General features: G+C 75.4%; 20 protein-coding genes. 11 read left to right on the top strand and 9 right to left on the bottom strand.

The features are described from left to right. The coding region (locus VEW93_15740) for a ferritin-like domain-containing protein (GenBank protein HYI63242.1) at positions 1-553 on the top strand (553 nt) is incomplete at its 5' end. Between the two features lie 92 nt (positions 554-645). Next, positions 646-1,533 carry a 4-hydroxy-tetrahydrodipicolinate synthase gene (gene dapA, locus VEW93_15735; GenBank protein HYI63241.1) on the top strand — a complete coding sequence of 296 codons (888 nt, stop codon included), beginning with the start codon at positions 646-648 and terminating at the stop codon, positions 1,531-1,533. A gap of 82 nt (positions 1,534-1,615) precedes the next feature. Here dapA and VEW93_15730 read toward each other — a convergent pair whose 3' ends face one another. Beyond that, positions 1,616-2,326 (bottom strand): class I SAM-dependent methyltransferase, encoded by a 711-nt coding sequence (locus VEW93_15730; protein HYI63240.1) that lies wholly within the window; start codon positions 2,324-2,326, stop codon positions 1,616-1,618. A gap of 30 nt (positions 2,327-2,356) precedes the next feature. After that, a complete protein-coding gene (locus VEW93_15725; protein HYI63239.1) occupies positions 2,357-3,925 on the bottom strand; it encodes a DUF2142 domain-containing protein in 1,569 nt (522 codons plus the stop codon). A gap of 118 nt (positions 3,926-4,043) precedes the next feature. Between VEW93_15725 and VEW93_15720 the strand changes: the two genes are divergently transcribed. After that, the gene (locus VEW93_15720) at positions 4,044-5,717 is read left to right on the top strand and encodes a ribonuclease J (GenBank protein ID HYI63238.1); all 1,674 of its coding nucleotides are present in this window, start codon (positions 4,044-4,046) and stop codon (positions 5,715-5,717) included. A gap of 24 nt (positions 5,718-5,741) precedes the next feature. Here the strand turns inward: VEW93_15720 and VEW93_15715 are convergent, their stop codons facing one another. After that, positions 5,742-7,745, bottom strand: coding sequence for a TIGR03767 family metallophosphoesterase (locus VEW93_15715; GenBank protein HYI63237.1), 2,004 nt, complete (start codon positions 7,743-7,745; stop codon positions 5,742-5,744). A gap of 345 nt (positions 7,746-8,090) precedes the next feature. On the opposite strand from VEW93_15715, the gene VEW93_15710 reads away from it, so the two are divergent. Next, positions 8,091-10,442: a DNA translocase FtsK 4TM domain-containing protein gene (locus VEW93_15710; GenBank protein HYI63236.1), complete on the top strand. Its 2,352-nt coding sequence runs from the start codon at positions 8,091-8,093 to the stop codon at positions 10,440-10,442. Positions 10,443-10,484: 42 nt separating this feature from the next. Beyond that, positions 10,485-10,976, top strand: a complete 492-nt coding sequence (locus tag VEW93_15705) for a DUF4395 domain-containing protein (GenBank protein ID HYI63235.1) — start codon at positions 10,485-10,487, stop codon at positions 10,974-10,976. 9 nt (positions 10,977-10,985) lie between these two features. On the opposite strand, the gene VEW93_15700 is transcribed toward VEW93_15705, so the two are convergent. Beyond that, positions 10,986-11,219, bottom strand: coding sequence for a CDGSH iron-sulfur domain-containing protein (locus tag VEW93_15700; protein ID HYI63234.1), 234 nt, complete (start codon positions 11,217-11,219; stop codon positions 10,986-10,988). 74 nt (positions 11,220-11,293) lie between these two features. Between VEW93_15700 and VEW93_15695 the strand changes: the two genes are divergently transcribed. Continuing rightward, positions 11,294-12,976 (top strand): alkaline phosphatase D family protein, encoded by a 1,683-nt coding sequence (locus VEW93_15695; GenBank protein HYI63233.1) that lies wholly within the window; start codon positions 11,294-11,296, stop codon positions 12,974-12,976. A gap of 35 nt (positions 12,977-13,011) precedes the next feature. On the opposite strand, the gene VEW93_15690 is transcribed toward VEW93_15695, so the two are convergent. Next, positions 13,012-13,809, bottom strand: a complete 798-nt coding sequence (locus VEW93_15690) for an LLM class flavin-dependent oxidoreductase (protein ID HYI63232.1) — start codon at positions 13,807-13,809, stop codon at positions 13,012-13,014. 61 nt (positions 13,810-13,870) lie between these two features. On the opposite strand from VEW93_15690, the gene VEW93_15685 reads away from it, so the two are divergent. Together VEW93_15685 and VEW93_15680 are read left to right on the top strand one after the other, a co-directional pair. Further along, a complete protein-coding gene (locus VEW93_15685; protein HYI63231.1) occupies positions 13,871-15,190 on the top strand; it encodes a radical SAM protein in 1,320 nt (439 codons plus the stop codon). A gap of 100 nt (positions 15,191-15,290) precedes the next feature. After that, positions 15,291-15,896, top strand: a complete 606-nt coding sequence (locus tag VEW93_15680) for a CDP-alcohol phosphatidyltransferase family protein (protein HYI63230.1) — start codon at positions 15,291-15,293, stop codon at positions 15,894-15,896. 21 nt (positions 15,897-15,917) lie between these two features. Here the strand turns inward: VEW93_15680 and VEW93_15675 are convergent, their stop codons facing one another. Together VEW93_15675 and VEW93_15670 are read right to left on the bottom strand one after the other, a co-directional pair. Further along, positions 15,918-16,802, bottom strand: a complete 885-nt coding sequence (locus VEW93_15675; protein ID HYI63229.1) for a CoA ester lyase — start codon at positions 16,800-16,802, stop codon at positions 15,918-15,920. 1 nt (position 16,803) lies between these two features. Next, positions 16,804-17,868 (bottom strand): CoA ester lyase, encoded by a 1,065-nt coding sequence (locus tag VEW93_15670; protein ID HYI63228.1) that lies wholly within the window; start codon positions 17,866-17,868, stop codon positions 16,804-16,806. Positions 17,869-18,016: 148 nt separating this feature from the next. On the opposite strand from VEW93_15670, the gene VEW93_15665 reads away from it, so the two are divergent. The 3 genes from VEW93_15665 to VEW93_15655 all read left to right on the top strand — a co-directional run bounded on the left by VEW93_15665 (position 18,017) and on the right by VEW93_15655 (position 21,423). Further along, positions 18,017-19,486, top strand: coding sequence for an NAD-dependent succinate-semialdehyde dehydrogenase (locus VEW93_15665; GenBank protein ID HYI63227.1), 1,470 nt, complete (start codon positions 18,017-18,019; stop codon positions 19,484-19,486). A gap of 17 nt (positions 19,487-19,503) precedes the next feature. Next, positions 19,504-20,820 (top strand): CinA family nicotinamide mononucleotide deamidase-related protein, encoded by a 1,317-nt coding sequence (locus VEW93_15660; GenBank protein HYI63226.1) that lies wholly within the window; start codon positions 19,504-19,506, stop codon positions 20,818-20,820. An 87-nt stretch (positions 20,821-20,907) separates the two neighbouring features. Next, positions 20,908-21,423, top strand: coding sequence for a 2'-5' RNA ligase family protein (locus VEW93_15655; GenBank protein HYI63225.1), 516 nt, complete (start codon positions 20,908-20,910; stop codon positions 21,421-21,423). A 25-nt stretch (positions 21,424-21,448) separates the two neighbouring features. Here VEW93_15655 and VEW93_15650 read toward each other — a convergent pair whose 3' ends face one another. Next, complete coding sequence (locus VEW93_15650; protein ID HYI63224.1) at positions 21,449-22,363, bottom strand: oxygenase MpaB family protein; 915 nt, start codon at positions 22,361-22,363, stop codon at positions 21,449-21,451. A 42-nt stretch (positions 22,364-22,405) separates the two neighbouring features. Continuing rightward, complete coding sequence (locus VEW93_15645; protein ID HYI63223.1) at positions 22,406-23,050, bottom strand: TetR/AcrR family transcriptional regulator; 645 nt, start codon at positions 23,048-23,050, stop codon at positions 22,406-22,408. Positions 23,051-23,058 lie beyond the last annotated feature (8 nt).

Raw genomic sequence — 23,058 nt, 5'->3', positions numbered from 1 at the left:
CGACATCATCAGCGACAACCGGTGGGACATGACCTACCTCGGCATGCAGATCATGGTCGAGGGTCTCGCGCTCGCCGCGTTCGGCTTCATCCACCAGCTCACGACCGAGCCGCTGCTGAAGAAGCTGCTCCGCTACGTGATGGCGGACGAGGCGCGCCACGTTGCGTTCGGTGTCCTCTCGCTGCAGGAGTTCTACCAGGAGCTCAGCTCGGCCGAGATTCGTGAGCGTCAGGAGTTCGCGTTCGAGGCGGCCGTCCGCATGCGTGACCGGTTCCTCCAGCAGGAGGTCTTCGAGAAGATGGGCGTCGACGTCAAGGACGCGCTCACCCTCGTGATCGAGGACGACACCCGCAAGCTGTTCCAGTCGATGCTCTTCTCGAAGATCGTGCCGAACTGCAAGAAGCTCGGCCTCCTCGACGCCGGCGACGGCTGGCTGCGCCAGAAGTTCGGCGAGATCGGCGTCATCCAGTTCGAGGACATGGCCGACACCGGCGAGGAGTACGAGATGTTCGCCCTGGCCGAGGGCGAGGTCAACAGCGGCACCAAGGCCTGAGCGGTCCGGCGGCCCCCCGAACCGCACCGGGGGTCGCCGGGGGTGAGCGCTAGGGTCGCGGCGATGATCGCCGCCGCCCGGACCCCCCTCTGATGGCTCGCTTCGGGCGGGTGCTCACGGCCATGGCCACGCCGTTCACGGCCGAGGGCGCCCTCGACGTGGAGCGGGCCGGCGAGCTGGCCCGGTGGCTGGTGGCCCGGGGCAACGACGGCCTGGTGGTGGCCGGCACCACCGGCGAGAGCCCGGTCCTCACCGACGACGAGCGGGTGGCCCTGTTCCGGGCCGTGCGGGCCGCGGTCGACGTGCCGGTGGTGGCCGGCAGCACCACCAACGACACCGCCCACAGCATCGCCATGACCGAGGCCGCGGCCGAGGCCGGGGTGGACGCCGTCCTGGCCGTCACCCCGTACTACAACAAGCCGGCCCAGGCCGGGCTGGAGGCCCACGTGCGGGCCATCGCCGCGGCCAGCGACCTGCCGGTCATGCTCTACGACGTGCCCGGCCGGACCGGCCGCAAGATGGCCACCGAGACCATCCTCACCCTGGCCCGCGAGGTGCCCACGGTGGTGGCCCTGAAGGACGCGGCCGGCGACCCGGCCGAGACGGCCCGCCTGCTGACCGAGGTCCCCGAGGGCTTCGAGGTCTACAGCGGCGACGAGCCCCTGACCCTGGGCTTCCTGGCCTACGGGGCGGTGGGGGTGGTCGGCGTGGCCAGCCACTGGACCGCGGCCGTGCAGGCCGAGATGATCGGTGCCTTCGAGAAGGGCGACCTGCACCGGGCCCGGGAGCTGCACACCAGCCTGCTGCCGTCGTTCCGGTACATGAACTCCGACACCTGCGTGTTCTCGCAGTCGGTCAAGGCCATGCTGGACGTGCTGGGCCTGCCCGTCGGGGAGTGCCGCCTGCCGCTGGGGCCGGCCCCCGAGGGCACCGATGACGCGGCCCGCCAGGTGGCCGAGGGCCTCGGCCTCCTGCCCTGACCGCGTCAACCCGGCACGGACGTGCCCGACATCCCGGCTCCTTCGTGCCGGGGTCGGGTGGGCGAGGGGTCGAGCTCAGGCCTCAGGTGAGGGGCTTGCGGGCCCGCAGGACGTAGTGGGCGTAGGGCTCGAGGGCCCGGTCGGTGCGGTCGGCCCGCTCCACCTCCAGGCCGGCCCGGGCCACCAGCCGGGCCATGGCCTCCAGCGACCGGCAAGCGATGGGCTCGGGCCCGGCCACCAGGCGGTCGTGGACCCGGTTCCACTCGTGCTTCCAGTGGGGGCGCCGGTCGAGGTCCTTGACGATGCACACGCCCCCGGGGACCAGGGCCTCGGCGATGGCGGCGGCCAGGCCGGCGTGGGTGGCGGGGGGGAAGTGGTGGAGGGCGTCGCACACCAGCACCGCGTCGTACCCGGTGCGCCCGGCCAGGTCGGTGGCGTCGCCCTGGACCAGGCGGACGCGGGGGCTGCGGTGGCGGGTGGCCTCTATGAGGTCCACCTTCTCGGCGTCCAGGTCGATGCCCTCGAAGGAGATGTCGGGGTTCACCTCGGCCAGGTAGCGCTCGACCATGCCCAGGCCGCTGCCCAGCGACAGCACTCGCCCCCGGAGGGTGCCCAGCTCCTCGGTCAGGGGGCCCAGGGGGGCGATGGCGTAGCGGGCCACCACGAAGGCCCGGGTCCGCAGCGACGTGCCCCGGTAGGTGGCCAGGGCCCGGCGCACGGCGGCGTGGTCGCGCCGGCCAGTCGGTCGGCTCGCGGCCCGGTCGGGAGCGGGGAGGGTGGTCGGCGGGGCCAAGGCGCCCCACGGTAGGCGGCCGGGCCCTCGTCAGCGGCTCCCGGTGGCTCCGGTCCCGGCGGTCGCCTCGGTGGTCGGCCCCGCCCCCGACAGGGCGGCCACCGCGGTGGCGGCCACGGCGGCGACGTGGAGCAGGACCCAGGCCCAGGCCGGGAGGAGGGGCGGTGCCCACACGGGATCCCGCAGGGCGTCGAGGTAACCCCGGTCGCCGCGGCCCTCCCCGGCCAGGTGGCGCGCCGCGTGGGCCAGGGCCCAGCCGTGCACGGCGACCAGGACCCCGGCGCCGGCCCAGGCCACGACCCGGGGCAGGGGGCGGGGCGAGGTGCCCCGGGGGGCCGCCCCGCTGGCCACCACGACCACGCCGACCAGGAGCGGGAGGACGTAGCGACCCTGCCAGTAGTAGCCGATGGGCGGGAAGCTCAGGCCCTCGGCGGTGACGTTGACGGCGAAGGACCCGAGGGCCAGGCCGGCCACCACCAGGCGGGCCCGACCGGTGGCCCGCACCAGGCCGACGCCGACCAGGGCGGCCACCACGGCCAGCCAGGCCACCACCGCCACCCCGGGCAGGACGATGTCGTTGACCCCGAAGACGCCCACCGTCTGGCGGAGGTACCAGTCCCAGTCGCCCAGGGCCGTGGCCGCCCCCGAGCCGGGCCGGGCATCCAGCGGGAACCGGAGCTGCACGTAGGCCAGCCACCCCACCGAGGCCAGCCAGCAGGCCCCGCCGGCCGCGGCCCAGCGCCGCACGTCGCGCCGGGCGGCCAGGGTGGCCAGCCGCTCGCGGTCGGCCACCAGGGCCACGGTCACCACCGCCCCCAGGCTGAACACCGGGGACAGGCCGCGCAGCACCGACAGCAGGGCGAAGGCCAGGCCGGCCCGGGCCACCACCCGCCCGGTCACCTCCGGGGCCCGGACCAGGGCCAGGGCCGCGGTCCACAGCAGCAGGGCGGCGGCGATCTCGGCCCCGCCGGTGTTGACCTGGCCCGAGAGCCACAGGCACACGGGGGTGACGCCGGCCAGCACGGCCAGGGTGGCGGCCCGCCGGTCGGGCAGGGTCCGGGCCGCGGCCAGGGCCGAGGCCAGGAGGGCGGCGGTGAGCAGGGCGCTGGCCAGGCGCATGGCGGTGACGCCGGTGCCGTCGGGCCACAGCAGCGTGGGCAGGCCGATCACCGCGTAGTAGGTGGGCTGGCCCCGGTACTGGAGGGTGGTGGCCGTGACCCGGTCCCGCCCGCCCTCCAGGGGCGTGCAGGGTGGTGGGGGGCCCAGCTCCCCGAAGGGGCTGGCGTTGGGGGCGGGGCTGACCCGGGTGTCGATGAAGCACACCGCGGCCGAACGGGCCTGGCCGTAGGCCTCGGGCACCTCGACCTCGATGAACACGTTGCGGGCCCCCAGCAGCTCGCGGGTGTCGCCGCCCACGAGCTGGCCCCGGGCCGCGGCCGCGGCCCGGATGGCGTGGTCGGACTCATCGGCGCCGCTCATGAGCGGGGTGGCCAGCGACCACCCCGCCCCGGCCAGGAGCAGCAGGGCGAAGGTGGCCCACCAGGTGCGCCGCTCCCGGTGGGCCGGCGCGGGGAGGGGGCGGGCGGCAGGGCGGGGCATCGGGGGCGGGCGGCCCCCACCCGGGACCGGGCCGGGGGCGGCCCGACCCTAGCGACCGGCCGCCGCCGGACCTCGGGAGGGGGGCCGCGGGCCGCTGGGGACCTAGGCTCGCGCCACGATGAGCAGAGCCGCACCCGTCCACGTCACCTTCCTCGGTGGCCTCGGTGAGATCGGCCGCAACTGCGCCGCCATCGAGGTCGAGGGCCGCATCCTCCTGATCGACTGCGGGCTGATGTTCCCCGACGCCGACATGCTCGGGGTCGACCTGGTGCTCCCCGACTTCACCTGGCTCCTCGAGCAGGGCGACCGCATCGAGGGCTGCATCGTCACCCACGGCCACGAGGACCACCACGGCGCCCTCTCGTTCCTGCTGCGGGAGCTGTCGTTCCCCATCATCGGCTCGCCCCTGTCGCTGGCCCTGGCCCGCAACCGGATCGAGGAGGCCGGCCTGCTGGGCCGCACCGAGCTGATCCCGGTGGGCGACCGGGACCGGCGGTCCTTCGGGCCCTTCGACTGCGAGTTCATCCCGGTCACCCACTCGGTGCCCCACGCCCTGGCCGTGGCCATCCACACCCCGCAGGGCACCATCCTCCACAGCGGCGACTTCAAGCTGGACCTCACCCCCGTGGACGGGCGGCTGACCGACCTGGCCGCCATCGGGGCCATCGCCGAGGACGAGGGCGTCCGCCTCCTCCTGGCCGACAGCACCAACGCCGACCAGCACGGCCACTCCCGCAGCGAGACCAGCGTGGGCAAGGTCCTCTACGACCTGTTCCACGCCCACGAGGGCCGGCGCATCGTCACCACCTGCTTCGCCAGCCACATCCACCGCATCCAGCAGATCGCCGACGCGGCCATCGCCTTCGACCGGACCGTGGCCACCCTCGGCCTGTCCATGAAGAAGAACGTCCGGCTGGCCCGGGAGATGGGCATCCTCCGCATCCCCGACTCCCACCTGCGCGACATCGACGAGGTGGGCGACCTGGAGCCGGGCAAGGTGTGCGTCATCAGCACCGGGTCCCAGGGCGAGCCCATGTCGGCCCTGACCCTGATGGCCAACCGCGAGTCCAAGTTCCTCCAGCTCGACGCCAACGACACGGTGATCCTCAGCTCGCACCCCATCCCGGGCAACGAGATGAACGTGTCCAAGGTGATCGACGGCTTGATGCGCCTGGGGGTCCAGGTGGTGCACTCCGGCATCGAGGACGTGCACGCCACCGGCCACGCCAAGGCCGACGAGCTCAAGACCTACCTGTCCATCGCCAAGCCGGAGTGGTTCGTGCCGGTGCACGGCGAGTACCGGCACCTGGTGAGCCACGCCGCCCTCGGCCGGAAGATGGGCGTGGCCGACGACCACGTCCTGCTCTGCGAGGACGGCGATCGCATCGAGCTCAACGCCAAGGGCGTGCGCAAGGTCGGGCGGGTGCCGGCCGGCTACCTCTACGTCGACGGCCTGGGCGTCGGCGACATCGGCCACGGCGTGCTGCGCGACCGCCGGGTGCTGGCCGAGGAGGGCGTGGTGGTGGTCATCGCCGGCGTCGACGTCGATGCCGCCTCGGTGGTGCTGGGCCCCGAGATCATCACCCGGGGCTGGGTGCACGCGGCCGAGGCCGAGGACCTCCTCGACGAGTGCCGCCAGCACGTGGCCCAGGAGCTCAAGGAGGCCCTGGCCTCCAACCCCACCGGGGACGTCGAGGCCCTGGCCCGGGTGGTGCGCCGCTCGACGGGGCGGTTCGTCAACGACCGGACCCGTCGCCGGCCCATGATCGTGCCGGTGGTCATGGAGGCCTGAGGGCCGAGATCGGCGGCCCGCCGGTCACATCCGGTCGGGTCCGCCCTGGCCCACATCCTCGCCGTCGTCACCTCTGCCGTCGGGTCCCGCCCCGGCCCGGGCCTCGGCCCCCTGGCGGCGCCGGCGCAGGCTGACGGTGGCCCCCACCGCGGCCCCGCCGGCCAGCAGGGCGGTGGCCAGGCCGGGCAGGACCAGGCCTGGCCCGGACCCGCCGTCGTCCGGGCCCGAAGAGCCGGCGCCCCGAGGAGCGGCCGCGGCGGCGCGCCCCATGGCCGGCCCGCCCCGCACGAAGGGGGCGGCCCGCACCAGCTCGACGTTGAACACCGCCGGGTCGGAGAAGGCGGCCGAGTGGCCCTGGGCGTCGTTGGCCGACAGCTCCCGGCTGATGGACACCAGGCCGGCCAGGCTCCGATCGGACGGGTCGGCCACCGCCGGGGCGTCGTGGTCCAGGACCACCCCGAACAGGGAGTGGGTGCCGTCCGCGTTGTCGACCAGCTCCAGCACGCGGGACTGCTGGGGGAAGTCGATGTGGCTGGCCGTGGTCACCTCCCAGAACCCCGGGGTGAGGTCCCTCCGGTCGGGGTGGGCGGTGATCCCGTGGGTGTGGGTGTGGCCGTTGACCCACGCCACCACGTTGGGGTAGCGGAGCAGGGTGGCCACCAGCTCCTCGCCCTGGACCCGGCGCTCGGACGGGAAGGCCGGGTCGGGCGGATCGGCGTCCATGGTCCCCGAGGTGTGGTGGCTGAACACCAGGACCAACTGGTCGTCGGCCCCGGTGCGCACCACGGAGCCGTCGGCGGCCACGTGGGTGGAGTGGACCGAGGCCAGCTCCTCCTCCAGCCACCGGAGCTGGCCCTCGGTGATGCAGCCGTTGGACGCGCCGCCGTGGGCGCAGGTGTCGAGGCTGAGGCCGACCACGCCCTCGGCCACCTCGAACCGGTACCAGGTCTTGGTGGCCTCCAGGTCGTCGGAGACGTAGCCGTGGCCCCCGGGCGAGGCCAGCATGCGCTCGATCCAGTCGGGCCGCCGCGCCGAGCGGCGGTCGGGGTCGGCGGTGACCTCCCGGAACCGGTACCGGCCGGCGGCCAGGCTGGCGGCCACCCCGGCCGGGTCGGCGAACAGGTCGGCCACCAGGGAGTAGGGGTCGGTGCCGTCCGGCAGGCCGGTGATCTTGCGGTTCCCGGTCACGATCTCGTCGTACGGCCCGGACGGGGCCACGTTGCCCTGGAGCAGGCCGTCGTGGTTGCCGTAGGTGGGCCACCACGGGAAGCGCACCCCGGGGGCGTCGAAGGAGGCGATGGCGTCGGCCAGGAGCCCGTCGAAGGACGGGAAGCCCCGCTCGGCCTTCCACTGGTCGGCCACGCCGTCGTCGGGGTGCCAGTAGACGGGGTCGGGGTCGGTGCCGTCCTGCATGCCCTCGTAGGTGCCGAGCGCCCCGCTGTCGGGGGTGAGGGGCCCGCCGTCGAGCACGCCGATGAACCAGTCCAGCTCGTTGAGCTGGCCGTTGTCGGTGTTGTCGCCGGTGGAGACCAGGGCGTCGAACGGGCGGCCGGTGACCGGCCCCCGCGCCAGGCCGCCGACGTGGCCCATCATGGCCGCCGCCACCTGGGTCGACAGGGCCTCCTGGGGGCGCCAGGCCGCGGTCAGCGGTCCCCCCAGGCGGTCCAGCAGCTCGACCCGCCCCGGGCTCTGGACGTCCACCAGGTGGAGGTCGCTGATCTGCACCAGGGCGGCCAGCGGGCGGCGCCGGTCCTCCCGCCCGCCCTTGGGGGCGGCCAGCTCGGGCCGCACCACCAGGGGCTGGCCGGGGCCCTCGACCAGGCGCCGGTAGCCGTCGCCGGGGGCCCGGGCCAGGGTGGCCTGCAGGGTGGTGCCGGCCGGGTCGACCAGGGCGGCCAGGGGCAGGTGGCGGACGCTCCGGCCCACCGCCCCCACCAGGGGGATCCCGCCCAGATGCCACGCCGCGGCGGCGCTGGCCCCTCCGATGAGGAGCTGCCGTCGATCGATGCCTCGGCGCGGCTGGCCCACGTCGCCCTCCTGGTCGGTCCCGGTGCCCGCCGTGCGGGGGCCCGAGGACGCTACGCCCCGGACATCTCCGTGTCATGCATCGTTCACCTCGGCGCCGGGGGCGCGCGGGTGTCCGCTTCGGGGCCGGAGGGCGCTGGTAGCGTCGGGCCCACTGTGACCGCCACGCGCCGAAGCCCCCGTTCGGCGGGTCGGGGTGGGTCCGGGGGCTCGCGCTCCGGGTCGTCGTCCCGCTCCCGCTCCACCCCCGCCGGTGGGCGTCGCCCGCCGTCCGGTGGTGGGAAGGGTGGGTCCCGGGGGCCCGGCGCCCGGCGCCCGGCCCCGGCCACCGACCCCACCGTGGTGCGGGTGGCCCGGGCCACGGCCAGGGCCACCGAGGGCCACCGGGCCGACCTGGCCGGCCTGGTCCTGATCCTGCTGGCCGTGGTAGCTGCCCTGGGGATCTACGGCGGGGACGCCGGGGGCCTGCTGGGCCGGGCCGCGGCCCGCGGTGTCGGCCTGCTGGTGGGCGGGGCCCGGGTGCTGGTGCCCCCCGTCCTGGCCGTGGCCGGGGCCCTCCTCATCCGGGGCCGGGTGGCCTCCGCGCCCGAGCCCGACCCCGACACCGGCGAGGTTCCGCAGGCCGCCCACGGCCCGGCCCGCCGGGCCCTGGGCGCCGTGCTGCTGGCCGTGTCCGGCCTGGGGCTGCTCCACCTGGCCACCGGCTCGCCCCCCATCGGGGCGCCGGGCGACGAGCTGGTCGACGCCGCCGGTGCGATCGGGGCCCTGGTCGGCGAGCCGCTGCGCACCCTGGCCGCCACGGCCGGGGCGGTGGCCGTCCTGGTGCTGGTGGCCGTGGCCGGCGTGATCCTGGTGGCCGACCTGACCCTGCGCACGGCCGTGCCGCGGGCCGCCTCCGGGGTGGCGGCCGGGACCCGCCCGGCCCTGAGCCGGGTGTGGGCCGCCTTCCGGTCCCTGTTCCGGCTGGAGCGCGAGGCCCGGGACGACGCCACCGACGGGCTGGTCGACCTGACCGACGGCGCCGACGACCCGGCCGTCTACGACTTCGAGGCCGAGGGCGACCCGCCCCCGCCCCGGCGCCGGGCCCGCAAGGCCAAGGCCCCCCCGCCCGAGGTCGAGCCCGAGCAGCTCGACCTCGACCTGGGCCCCGCGGCCCAGCCGTCGGCCTGGAAGCTGCCGCCGGCCAAGGTGCTCGACCGCACCGGCAGCAAGGCCGTCGACCGCCGCAAGGTCGAGGAGGTGGGCCGCCACCTGGAGCACGCCCTGGCCGAGCACGGCGTCGAGACCCGGCTGGTGGGCATGACCGTCGGCCCCACGGTGACCCGCTACGAGCTGGAGCTGGGCCCGGGGGTGAAGGTGGCTCGCGTCACCTCGCTGCACCGCGACATCGCGTACGCCATGGCCACCGCGGACGTCCGCATCCTGGCCCCCATCCCCGGCAAGCAGGCCATCGGCGTCGAGATCCCCAACGTCGACAAGCAGCTGGTCACGGTGGGCGACATCCTGGCCAGCCCCGAGGCCCGGGCCGCCACCCACCCGCTGGAGGTGGCCGTCGGCCGCGACATCGACGGCAAGGCGGTCATGGCCGCCCTGGCCGCCATGCCCCACGTCCTCATCGCCGGGGCCACCGGGGCCGGCAAGTCGTCGTGCATCAACTCGCTGCTGACCTCGGTGCTGATGCGGGCCACGCCGGACCAGGTGCGCATGATCCTGGTCGACCCCAAGCAGGTCGAGATGGGCCAGTACAACCGGCTGCCCCACCTGCTGACCGAGGTGGTGACCGACCCCAAGAAGGCGGCCAACGCCCTGGCCTGGGCGGTGCGGGAGATGGAGCGCCGCTACGACCTGCTGGCCGAGGTCGGCTTCCGCGACGTCACCGGCTACAACGCCGCCCACGACCGGGGCGAGCTGCAGCCCCGGACCGAGCTGGACCCCAGCTACCCGCGCCTGCCGTTCATCCTGGTGGTGATCGACGAGCTGGCCGACCTGATGATGGTGGCGGCCCGCGACGTCGAGGAGTCGATCACCCGCATCGCCCAGAAGGCCCGGGCGGTGGGCATCCACCTGGTCATCGCCACCCAGCGCCCCTCGGTCAACGTCATCACCGGCCTCATCAAGGCCAACGTCCCCAGCCGGTGGGCCTTCGCCGTGTCCAGCAGCACCGACAGCCGGGTCATCCTCGACCAGCAGGGGGCCGAGCGCCTCCTGGGCAAGGGCGACATGCTCCTGCTGGGCCCGTCCTCCAGCGTCCCCCACCGGGTCCAGGGCTCGTGGGTGACCGAGGAGGAGGTGCGCCAAGTGGTGGCCCACTGGCGGCGCCAGTCGCCCGAGGTGAGCTACGACGAGACCGTCCTGGGCAGCGACGAGGCCCAGGGCCGCGTGGGCGGCGGTGGGGGCGGGGCCCCGGGTGACGGGGACGACGACGACCTCCTGGCCCAGGCCACCGAGCTGGTGGTCCGCAGCCAGCTGGGCTCCACCTCCATGCTCCAGCGCAAGCTCAAGGTCGGCTTCGCCCGGGCCGGCCGCCTCATGGACCTGCTGGAGCAGCGGGGCGTGGTCGGTCCCTCGGTCGGCTCCAAGGCCCGGGCCGTGCTCATGACCGTGGACGAGCTGGAGGGCGGCCCCTCGGCCGGCGGCCCCGGCTCGCCGCCGGGCCCCGACACCCCCGGGCCGGGCCCGGGGTCGCCCGACCGGCCCTGACGGCGCGCCGCAAAAGCCGACCCGTTGGGTAGGGTTTTGCGGGTGAGGTCCGTGTTCCGCTTCCCCCACCCCGTCGACGAGGTGTCGGCCCGCCTGGTGGCGGCCGGGGTGGTGGGCTTCAGCGGGGCCTACGTCCTCACCGGCTGGTGGCCCCTGCTGGCCGTCCTGGCCTACGGCTTCGTGGCCCGGGTGCTGAGCGGCCCGACCCTCAGCCCGCTGGGCCAGCTCGTCACCCGGGTGGTGCGCCCGGCCCTGTCGGCGGCGCCCCGCCCCACGCCGGGCCCGCCCAAGCGCTTCGCCCAGGGCATCGGCGCTGCCCTCTCCCTGGCCGCGGTGGTCGCCGCCGTCGCCGGTGCCTCTGGCCCGGCCCGGGCCCTGGTCGGGGCGGTCACGGTGGCCGCCACCCTGGAGTCGGCCCTGGGCCTGTGCCTGGGCTGTCGGATCTTCGCCGTCCTCATGCGCCTGGGGGTCGTCCCCTCGTCGGTGTGCGAGGAGTGCGCCGACATCTCGACCCGCCTGGCCCGCTCGTCCTGAGCCGGGAGGTCAGGGCGCGGGCGAGCGGGGTGGGGCGACGCCCGGGGCGGTGAAGCCGATGCGCTTGTGGGTGCCGTCGCAGCGGGGCTTGTCGCCCGAGGCCCCGCACCGGCACAGGAACAGCCGCTCGACCACCTCGGACGGGGCGCCGTCGGGGCCGGCCAGGGCCACCCGGCCGGTGACCACCAGCGGCCCGTCGCGGCGGGGCTCCACGGTGGTGACGAAGGCATCGGGTCCGGCCATGGCCCGAGCCTACGGCCGTCGCCCCGCCGGCGGGTCGGGCCGCGGCGGCCCGGTCGGTCCACTAGGAACGGGCGATGGCCGAGCTGGTGCTGGGACCGCTGTTGCGCTGCGTCGACGGGCCGGCGGCCACCGTCTGGGTCGAGGCCGACGGCCCGTGCCAGGTGGAGGTGACGGCCGGGCCGGCCACCGGGCGGGCCCGGACCACGGCCGTGGCCGGCTCCCACTACGCCCTGGTGGTGGTGGACGGCCTGCCCGACGCGGCCACCACCGCCTACCAGGTGCGCCTCGACGACCGGGCGGTGTGGCCCCCGCCGACCGGCGACCTGCCGCCCAGCGTCATCCGCACCGCCGATCGGGCCCGCCCGCTGCGGGTGGTGTTCGGCTCGTGCCGCGTCGAGGCGCCGCTGCGGCCGCCGTACGACCGGCCCCGCACCGAGGACCCCGAGGGCCACGGCGTCGACGCCCTCGACGCCCTGGCCCGGCGCCTGGCCCGGGGCTCGGCCGACGACCTGCCCGACGCCCTGGCGCTGCTGGGCGACCAGGTCTACGCCGATGAGGTGGTGGGCCCCGGGCGACGACGACGTCGGCGGTCGGTCGACCCGCCGCCCGGGTCGGTGGCCGACCTGGGCGAGTACGTCGAGCTGTACCGCCGCAGCTGGGGCCACCCCCACGTGCGCTGGCTGCTGTCGACGGTGCCCTCGGCCATGGTCTTCGACGACCACGACGTGGTCGACGACTGGAACATCTCCGAGGCCTGGCTGGACCGCATGGGGCGGGAGCCCTGGTGGGACCGCCGCATCGCCGGCGGCCTCGTCTCCTACTGGCTCTACCAGCACTGGGGGAACCTCACCCCGGCCCAGCTGGAGGGCGACGACCTGGCCCGGGCGGTGGCCAGGGCCGACGACGCCACCGCCCTGCTGGAGGGCCGCGTCGAGGGCTGGCGCCTCGACCGGGCCGACCCGGCGGCGCAGCGCTGGAGCACCTGCCGCGACCTGGAGGGCTCGGCCCGGGCCCGCCTGCTGCTGCTCGACACCCGCAACAGCCGGTGCCTGGCCGAGGGGCAGCGAGCCATCATCGACGGGCGGGAGATGGCGTGGGCCGCGGAGCGGGCCCGGGTCGACCGCGACGGGCTCGACCACCTGCTCCTGGGCTCCTCGTTGCCCTGGCTGCTACCGCCCGGCGTCCACGACCTGGAGCGGTCGACCGAGGCGGTGGCCTCCGGGCGCGGCGGCCCGCCGGGGCGGCAGCTGGCCGAGCGGGCCCGCCGGGACCGGGACCTGGAGCACTGGCCCAGCTTCGGCCGGTCCTTCGACGACCTGGCCGCCCTGCTGGCCTCGGTGGCCGCCGGGGAGGAGGGCCCCTGCCCTTCCTCGCTGCTGGTGCTCTCGGGGGACGTCCACTTCAGCTACCTGGCCCCGGCCGACCTGGGTGTCGACCGGGCCCGGGTGGTCCAGCTGGTGAGCTCCCCGCTGCGCAACGGGGTGCCCGCCAACCTGGAGCGGGCCCTGCGCCTGGCCGCCTCGCCGGTGGGCACCGCGCTGGGGCAGGTGGGGCGTCGCCTGGCCGCCGGGGGCGACGAGCCGCTGCGGTGGGACCTGGCCGGCGGGCCGTGGTTCGGCAACGGCGTGGCCACCCTCACCCTCGACGGCCCCCGGGCCACCGTGCGCTTCGAGCGCAGCCGCCACGACCACACCGGCCAGCCCGACCTGGTGACGGTCCACGAGGAGCGCCTGGCCGGCCCCCCCGCCGGGGTGTGAGCCGTGGGCGCCCGGCGTCGGGCCCGGCCCACCGCTCAGGCCGAGGGGCCGGCGGTGGCCCGGGCCAGGGCTTCGGTCCGGGGGATGTCGGGGGCGTTGGAGTGGATGGCCCAGGTCACGCCGGGCACGTCCAGCAGGGCCGGGTCGTCGAAGATGCTGACCCGGACGGCGACGTCGAAGCCGTCCAGGCTGCCCCGCACGGCCACCACCTCGTCCAGGGCTCGGCGCAGGTCGCCCACCCCGACCTCGATGGCGAACAGGCCGTCCAGGCGGGCGGCCCGCCGCACGGGGGCCAGGGCCCGCTCCCGGGCCGCGGCCCACAGCGGGATGGACGGTCGTTGCACGGGCCGAGGCTCGAAGGTGACGCCGTCCACGGTCAGGTGGCGGCCCCGGTGCACGACGTGCTCACCCCGCCACGCCGCGGCCAGCACGTCCACCGCCTCGTCCAGGATCTCGCCCCGGGTGCGGGGGTCGACCACCTCACCGAAGCGGGTCAGCTCCCCGTAGCTGTCCACGCCCAACCCGACGCCCACGGTGAGTCGGCCCTGGCTGAGGTGGTCGACGGTGGTGGCCTGGCGGATCAGGGTGGCCATCCGGCGCCGGGACGGCGGCGTGACCATGGGCCCGATGCGCAGGCGCTCGGTGGCGCCGGCCATCGCGGCCAGCATGGTCCAGGCGTCGGCCACGTGGGTGGCCTCGGCCGGGTCCCGCAGCACGTGGTCCCACAGGAACAGGGCGTCCCAGCCGGCCTCCTCGGCGGCCTGGGCCACCTCGACCAGGGCGTGCGGGTCGCTCAGCTCCTCGAACGGGGCCAGGAACAGGGCGTGGTGCACGGCCGCACGCTAGCCACGCCCATGGCCGGCCCCGGGGCGGTCACCGGTAGCCTCGGTGCTCGTGCCTGCACGCTCCTACTGGGTGGAGACGCTCGGCTGCCCCAAGAACTCGGTCGACTCGGACAAGCTCACCGGTCGCCTGGTGGCCGACGGGCTGACCGCGGCTGACGACCCCTCCGACGCCGACGTGGTGGTGGTCAACACCTGCGCCTTCGTGGAGGACGCCCGCCAGGAGTCGATCGAGGTCATCCTGGGCCTGGCCGAGGCCCGGCGGGACGGGGCCCGCCTGGTGGTCACCGGGTGCCTGGCCGAGCGCTACGGCGACGAGCTGGCCGCCGAGCTGCCCGAGGTGGACGCCGTGGTCGGCTTCGGCCACTCGCTGCTGGACCCGGCCACCACCCCGCCCCCGGCCGGGGGCGCGGGGCTGGTCCCGGTCCTGCTCCGCCCCCGGGTGGGCAGCGCCGGCCCCGTGGCCCCCGACGTCCCCGACTTCGACCTGCTGAACCTGCCCCGGCCGGCGGCCACCGCCCCGTGGGCGTACGTGAAGGTGGCCGAGGGCTGCGACCGGGCCTGCGGCTTCTGCGCCATCCCCTCGTTCCGGGGGCCGCAGCGCAGCCGGCCGGCCGAGGCCGTCCTGGCCGAGGTCGACCAGCTGGGGGCGGCCGAGATCGTGCTGGTGGCCCAGGACCTGGCCTCCTACGGGCGGGACCAGGGGGTGGGGGAGCGGGGCCTGGTGCCCCTCCTGCGCCAGGTGGCGGACCGGGTGGAGCGGGTCCGGCTGCTGTACCTGTACCCGTCGGACCTGACCGACGCCCTGGTCGACGCGGTGTGCGCCTCGGGTGTGCCCTACTTCGACCTGTCGCTCCAGCACGTGTCCCGGCCCCTGCTGCGCCGGATGCGGCGGTGGGGTGACGGTGACCGTTTCCGGGCCCGCATCGACGACATCCGCCGGCGGGAGCCCGGCGCTGCGCTGCGCTCCAACTTCATCGTGGGCTACCCGGGGGAGACCGAGGACGACCACGACGCCCTGCTTCGCTTCGTGGAGGAGGTGGAGCTGGACTGGTGCGGCTTCTTCTCCTACTCGCAGGAGGACGGCACCTACGCCGCCGACCTGGACGGCACGGTCGACCCGGCCCTCATGGCCGAGCGGCTGGCCGAGCTGCGCGAGCTCCAGGACGCCATCACCGAGCGCCGCCGGGCCGACCTGGTGGGCGAGCGGGTCGAGGTGCTGGTCGACAGCCCGGGCGAGGGCCGCACCCACCGCGAGGCCCCCGAGATCGACGGCGTGGTGGTCGTCCCCGACGACTTGCCGGTCGGGGAGATCGCCTCCCTGGTGGTCACCGGCGCCGCCGGCCCCGACCTCCACGCCGAGCGCCCCTGACCGCGATGTGACGTGACGGGGGGGTGGCGGGTCGAAGGGCCGTGCCCCGCCCCGCCGCGTGCCAGGATCAGCCCATGGCGGTCGTGGCCGGAGGTCCCCGATGACGGCGGAGCGGGACGACGGGGTGGAGGTGGACCGCTACGGCCCGTCCGCCCTCATCACCCCGGCCAACGCCGTCACCATCTTCCGCCTGCTGGTCTCGCCGGCCCTGCTGGTGATGATCCTGGACCAGCCGTCGTCGTGGCTGGCCGTGGCCCTCTGGTTCGCCCTGGCCGTCACCGACGGCATCGACGGGGCCCTGGCCCGCCGGCACGGCACCACCCGCTCGGGGGCCTTCCTCGACCCGCTGGCCGACAAGGTGCTGGTGCTGGGGGCGCTCTACGCCCTGGTGGCCGCCGGGCGGTTCTCGTGGCTGCCGGTGGTGCTCATCAGCGCCCGGGAGCTGGCCATCTCCGTGTACCGCACCCGCCTGAGCCGGACCGGGCTGGCCGTGCCGGCCCGCACCCTGGCCAAGGTCAAGACCGTGGTGCAGGAGCTGGCCGTGGCCCTGGCCCTCCTGCCCCTGGCCGTGGACCAGCCGGTGCTGGCCGACGCCGTGCTGTGGGGCGCGGTGGCCCTGACCCTGGTCAGCGGGGCCCAGTACCTGCTGGACGGGCGCGAGGCGGCCACCACCCTGGGCCACCGGGCCCGGGCCGGCTCGCCCTGACCGCCCGCCCCGCGGGGCGGGTCAGCCCTGGTCGAGGGCGGCGATGGCGTCGGCCAGGGCGATGAGGCGCCGGGCGTTGTCCACGTGCATGTTCTCGATCATGCGCCCGTTGTGGGTGACCACGCCCTTGCCGGCGGCGACGCCTTCCTCGAAGGTGGCGATCAGCGCTCGGGCGTCGTCCACGGCGTCGGGGGACGGGGCCCACACCCGGTTGGCCGGCTCGAGCTGGCTGGGGTGGATGAGGGTCTTGCCGTCGAAGCCCATCTGCCGGCCCTGGACGCACTCGGCCTCGAAGCCGTCGGGGTCCTTGATGTCGTTGTAGACGCCGTCGAGGATGACCTTGCCGGTGGCCCGGGCGGCCAGCAGGCACAGGCCCAGCCCGGTGAGGAGGGGCTGGCGGCCGGGCACGTGCTCGGCGTGGAGCTCCTTGGCCAGGTCGTTGGTCCCCATGACCAGGACGGTGAGCCGCTCGGAGGCCGAGGCGATGGCCTCGGCGTGGAGCATGGCCGCCGGCGTCTCGACCATGGCCCAGATGCGGGTGTGGTCGGGGGCGCCGGCCGCCTCCAAGCCCTTCTCGACGGCGGCCACGTCGGCCACCGAGCCCACCTTGGGCACCACCACGGCGGCGGGGCCGGCGGCGGCGGCGGCGGTGATGTCATCGGCGTGCCAGGCGGTGTCCAGCCCGTTGACCCGGATGGTCAGCTCCCGGGCCCCGTACTGGCCCGAGCCCACCGCGGCGCACACCCGGTCGCGGGCCTCGGCCTTGGCGTCGGGGGCCACCGCGTCCTCCAGGTCGAGGATGAGGGCATCGGCGGCCAGGCCCTTGGCCTTCTCCAGGGCCCGCTCGTTGGCGCCCGGCATGTAGAGCACCGAGCGGCGGGGGCGGAGGGTGGTCTCGCCGGCCACGTCAGGCCTCCGATCCGGCGAAGCCGTACCGCTCGGCCAGGTCGGGGTCCCGCTCGGCCAGGGCCTTGGCCAGGTCGACCATGACGTGGCACTGCTTCACCGAGGCGTCGTCCTCCATCTTCCCGTCGATCATCACCGCGCCGGTGCCATCCCCCATGGCCTCGATCACGTGGAGGGCGTGGGCCACATCGGCGGGCTCGGGGGAGAACACCTTCTTGGCGATGCCGATCTGGACCGGGTGGAGGCTCCAGGCCCCCACGCAGCCCAGCAGGAAGGCGTTGCGGAACTGGTCCTCGCAGGCCACGGTGTCCTTGATGTCGCCGAACGGGCCGTAGAACGGGAGGATCCCGTTGGCCGCGCAGGCGTCCACCATGCGGGCGATGGTGTAGTGCCAGAGGTCCTGCTGGTGGGTGGGCCGGGCCGCCTCGGGGTCCTCGGCGCTCGGGTCCTGGCGGACCAGGTAGCCCGGGTGGCCGCCGCCGACCCGGGTGGTCTTCATGCGCCGGTTGGCCGCCAGGTCGGCCGGGCCCAGGGACAGGCCCTGCATGCGGGGGCTGGCCCCGCAGATCTCCTCCACGTTGGCCACGCCCCGGGCCGTCTCCAGGATGGCGTGGACCAGGAGGGGCTGGGTGAGGCCGGCCCGGGCCTCGAGCTGGGCCAGCAGGCGGTCCACGTAGTGGATGTCCTCGGGCCCCTCGACCTTGGGGATCATGATGACGTCGAGCTTGTCGCCCACCTCGGTGACCAGGGTGGTGAGGTCGTCGAGCACCCAGGGCGAGTCCAGGCTGTTGACCCGGGTCCACAGCTGGGTGTCGCCCATGTCGAGGTCGCGGGCCACCTTGACCAGGCCGGCCCGGGCCGCCTCCTTGGCGTCGGAGGGGATGGCGTCCTCCAGGTTGCCCAGGAGCACGTCGACGGTGGGGGCGATCTCCGGCAGCTTGGCCACCACCTTGTCCAGGTGGGGCGGGAAGAAGTGGATCATCCGCGACGGCCGGACCGGGATCTCCCGCACCGGCTCGGGGGCCCCCACGGCCAGGGGGCGGAAGAAGTCCTTGGGGCTGCGCACGATTGTCCTCCGGAGCCGGTCAGCGACCCCCGGAACCTACGGCCCCTGCCGCGGGGGTGAGAAACCGTGGCGGCCGCCGTCGAGTGCGCGGCCAGGACGGGGGAAGGGGCCGGTACCGTCGGTGTCCCACCGCCCCCCGGAGGTCCCCATGGCTGCGCTCGCTGGACACGAGGCCGAGGTGGTCGCCGCCGTGCCGCAGGGGCTGTTCGTCGGGGGGGAGTGGCGGGCCGGCGCCGACGGGGGCCACATCGAGGTGGACGACCCCTCGACCGGGGAGGTCATCGCCTCGGTGGCCGACGCCACCCCGGCCGACGGCGATGCCGCGCTGGCCGCCGCGGTGGCGGCCCAGGGCGAGTGGGGGCGCACGCCGCCCCGGGACCGGGGCGAGGTCCTGCGCCGGGCCTTCGAGCTGATCACCGAGCGGGCCGACGACCTGGCCCTGCTCATGACCCTGGAGAACGGCAAGGCGCTGACGGACGCCAGGGCCGAGGTCACCTACGGGGCCGAGTTCTTCCGCTGGTTCTCCGAGGAGGCGGTGCGCATCGCCGGCCGGTGGTCGACGGCCCCCAACGGGGCCACCCGCCTGCTGACCATGCGCCAGCCCGTGGGGCCGTGCCTGTTCATCACCCCGTGGAACTTCCCGCTGGCCATGGGCACCCGCAAGATCGGCCCGGCCATCGCCGCCGGCTGCACCATGGTGGTCAAGCCGGCCCGGTCCACGCCCCTGACCATGCTGGCCCTGGCCGGCATCCTGGCCGAGGCCGGCCTGCCCGACGGGGTGCTCAACGTGGTCACCACGTCCCGCACCGGCGACGTGGTCGAGCCCCTCGTCCGCGACCCTCGCCTGCGCAAGCTGTCCTTCACCGGGTCGACCGAGGTGGGGCGCCGCCTGGTCGAGCAGTCGGCCGAGCAGCTCCTGCGGGTGTCGATGGAGCTGGGCGGCAACGCCCCGTTCGTGGTCTTCGGCGACGCCGAGGTGTCCGCCGCGGTGGACGGGGCCCTGGTGGCCAAGATGCGCAACGGGGGCGAGGCCTGCACCGCGGCCAACCGGTTCCTGGTGCACGAGTCGGTGGCCGAGGAGTTCTCGGCCGAGCTGGCCCGCCGCATGGGGGCCCTGACCGTGGGCCGGGGCAGCGACGAGGGTGTCGACGTGGGCCCGCTGGTCGACGCCGAGACCCGGGACAAGGTGGCCGAGCTGGTGGGCGACGCCGTGGACCGCGGGGCCCGGGTCCGCACCGGGGGCGAGACGGTGGGGGAGCGGGGCTGGTTCTACGCCCCGACCGTGCTCGACCGGGTGCCCGGCGACGCCCGCCTCCTCCAGGAGGAGATCTTCGGCCCGGTGGCCCCGATCACCACCTTCGCCACCGACGACGAGGCGGTGGCCGCGGCCAACGACACCCCCTTCGGCCTGGTGTCCTACGTCTACACCCGGGACCTGACCCGGGCCCTCCGGGTGTCCGAGGCTCTGGAGACCGGCATGGTCGGCCTCAACCAGGGCATCGTCTCCAACCCGGCCGCCCCCTTCGGCGGGGTGAAGCACTCCGGCTTCGGCCGGGAGGGCGGCGCCGAGGGCATCGACGAGTACCTGGAGACCAAGTACGTCGGCATCGCCCTGTGATCGGTAGGTTCACCGGGATGCGGTGTGAGGTCGTGGCTGTGGGGACCGAGCTGCTGCTCGGCCAGATCGTCGACACCAACTCGTCGTGGATCGGGGAGCAGCTGGCCCTGGCCGGCATCGACTCCCTGCGCCAGATCAAGGTGGGCGACAACCTGGAGCGCATCGTGGCCGCCCTCGACGAGGCCGTCGAGCGGGCCGACGCGGTGATCGTGTGCGGCGGCCTGGGCCCCACCCACGACGACATCACCCGCGAGGCCATCGCCCGGGTCATGGGCGTCGACCTGGAGCTGGACGACGCGGTGGCGGCCCGCATCGAGGCCATGTTCCGGGGCTTCGGCCGCACCATGCCGGCCAACAACTTCCGCCAGGCCGAGGTGCCGGTCGGGGCCACCGCCATCGCCGATCCCCAGCCCGGCACCGCCCCCGGCCTGATCTGCCCGCTCACCCGCCCCGGCCCCGACGGCACCCCGGTCGACAAGGTGATCTACGCCGTGCCCGGCGTGCCCCGGGAGATGAAGGAGATCGTCTCCCGGGCCGTCCTACCCGACCTGCGGGACCGGGCCGGCGTGGCCGCGGTGATCCGCAGCCGGACCCTGCGCACCTGGGGCGAGAGCGAGTCGGGCCTGGCCGAGCGGCTGGCCGGGCGCCTGGCCGCCCTGGACGGGGCCGCGGCGGCGGGCCAGCCCGCGGTGACCATCGCCTTCCTGGCCTCGGGCATCGAGGGCCTGAAGGTCCGGCTCACGGCCAAGGCCGGCTCCGACGAGGAGGCTGCCGCGCTGCTGGCCGCCGAGGAGGCCCAGGTGCGGGCCGTGCTCGGCCCCGACCTGGTCTTCGGGGTGGACGACGAGACCATGGAGCACGCCGTGCTCGACCTGCTGGACCAGGCCGACCTCACCCTGGGGCTGGCCGAGTCCCTGACCGGCGGCATGGCCGCGGCCCGCGTGGTGGACGCCCCGGGGGCCTCGCAGTCGTTCCGGGGCGCGGTGGTCTCCTACGCCAGCGAGGTGAAGTTCGACCTCCTCGACGTGCCCGAGGGGCCGGTGGTGACGGCCACCGCGGCCGAGGCCATGGCCCGCGGCGCCCGCTCCGCCCTGGGGGCCGACGTCGGCCTGTCCTTCACCGGGGTGGCCGGCCCCGAGCCCCAGCCCGGCGAGGACGAGCCCCCCGGCACCGTCTTCATCGGCCTCGACCTGGAGGGCGAGGTGTCCTCGGTGCGACTCCAGCTCCCCGGCGACCGGATCCAGGTCCGCCAGTTCGCGGTGATCTCCGGCCTCGGCCTCCTGCGGGCCCGCCTGGCGGAGCGGCAGCGAGCGGCAGGTGGGGCACCGGTCTGACCCGGCCCCCGGCGGGTCTGCCCGGAGGGCTCCCGAGGCGCCTCCGCACGTGATCACGGGCCGAGACGCCTCAGGACGGGATGCGCCGTGAGGCTGTTCATGGCCACCTGGCCGTCGGCCGAGGTGCGCCGGCGGCTGGCCGGCATCGACCGGCCGGCCCTGGACGGCGTGCGGTGGACGCCGCCGGAGCGATGGCACGTCACCCTCCGCTTCCTGGGCGAGGTCGAGGACCCGGCCCCGGTGGTCGAGGCCGTGGCCGCCGCGGTGCGCCCGCTCGCCCCGCCCACCGCCGTGCTGGGGGACCGGGTCGAGCGCCTGGGCCCGGTGGCGGTGGTCCCGGTGGCCGGCCTGGACGACCTGGCCTCGGCGGTGATCGACGCCACCGCCCACCTGGGCCAGCCCCCCGACCACACCTTCGTCGGACACGTCACCATGGCCCGGGCCCGGGGGAGGGCTCGGCTCCCAGCCGGCGCCCTGGGCGGCCCGGTCGGCGGGACCGAGGAGCAGCGGACCTGGACCGTCGACCACGTCGACCTGGTGCACAGCACCCACGGCCCCGACCACCGCTACGAGATCCTGGCCACCGTGCCACTGGGGCCCTGACGTTGCACCCGGCGGGAGCCCGGGATCAGGCCACCGCGGTGGAGGGGGTGGCGGCGGCCTGGCCGGTGGCCCGGGCCACGGCCATGCGGTGGCAGGGCAGCTCCGGGTAGGCCCAGCGGACGAGGCGGGCCTCCAGGTGGGCGTTGGGCACCAGGTAGGCCCGCTGGACCACCGCCGGCTGGTAGGTGGCGGTCAGGTGCCGGGCCCAGGTGGGCACGAGCAGCATGGAGGCCGACAGGCCCAGGCGGTTCCTCAGCTGTCCGAGGGGGCCGGCCCGGAACTCGCCGTCGCTGTCACCGGCCAGGAAGTCGATGAACTCGCGGGTCTGGGCGTTGACCGAGAGGCGTGGGCGCATCGCCTCGACGTAGGCCTCCAGGTCGGCCACCGTCTCGGGCACCTCGTCGGCCCCGCCCATGCGGCCGATGACGGCCTGCTCGGCCAGGTAGCGGTCCTTCTCCTCCGGGGTGAGGGGCCGCCGGTAGCGGTCGAAGGCGGTCATGACGGCCCAGGGGATGCAGGTGTGGACCCAGGCGATGAGCTCGGGGTCGAGCGCGGCGTAGGGCACGCCGTCGGGCCGGGTGCCGGTGATGCGGCCGTGGATGCGCTTCACCTTCTCGATCACGCCGGTGGCGGCCTCGGTGGACCCGAACGTGGTGCGCAGCACGTAGCCCAGGGTGTTGCGGGCCCGGAGCAGCGGCTGGGTGCGGAAGGTGGACTGCTGGGACACGCCGGCCATCACCGACGGGTGCAGGACCTCCATGATGACGGCGGCCGAGCCGGCCAGGCTGATGCTGGCCAGGTCGCCGTTGATCTCCCAGGAGATGCTGCCCGGCCCGCCGGCCAGGCCGGGGTCGCCGGCCGGGCCGTCGTAGACGGCGGGCTCGTCGTGGCGGCCACCCACCGCCTCGATCTCGTCCCGGATCTTCTGGCGCAGGTCCATGGGGCTAGCATGGTGAAGCTGGTGACAGTTGTCAATATAGGCTCACCGGGCCCGCAGCCCGTCGAAGAGGACGTCGGCCGCCTCCACCGCGTGGCGGTGCACCGCCTCGGGGTCGGCCGGGTCCACGGAGGCCCCGAAGCGGGCCGAGAGGGCGGGCAGGGCCATCGGGCCGCCGGCCCCGTGGGTCATGAGGAAGTAGACGAGGGCCACCGAGTCGGTGCGGATCTGGCCCTCGGCTCGCAACCGCTCCAGCAGGTCCTGGCCGAACCGGCGCACCGGGTCGATGTAGTGCTCGAACAGGTGGTCGAGCCGGGGCCCGGGGGCGGTGGCCTCCTGGTTGATGAGGCGCAGCAGCGACGGGCGGGCCGCGTTGGCCTCGATGAACCGCACCACCAGGGCCCGCAGGCGGGCCACGTCGTCACCGTCCTGGTGGGTGGCGGCGGCGTCGGCCAGGGCCTCGGCCAGGGCGCTGAAGCCCCGGTCGACGGCGGCGTACCACAGCTCCTCCTTGGTCCCGATGCGCTGGGGGATCAGGTTGTGGCTGACCCCGAGCTCGCGGGCCAGCTCCCGCACCGAGGTGCCGTCGTAGCCCCGCTCGGCGAAGGCCTCCAGGGCGGCGTCGAGGACGTGCTCGGTGGCGACGGTGGGGTCACCGCCGGCCGGTCGTCCCCGTCCCCGCGTGGCCATGGCGCGGC

The organism is Acidimicrobiales bacterium (assembly GCA_035630295.1).
Lineage (GTDB): Bacteria > Actinomycetota > Acidimicrobiia > Acidimicrobiales > Iamiaceae > Iamia.
Note: the sequence above shows the minus strand (reverse complement) of the source record. Positions and strands in the feature narration are given on the sequence as shown.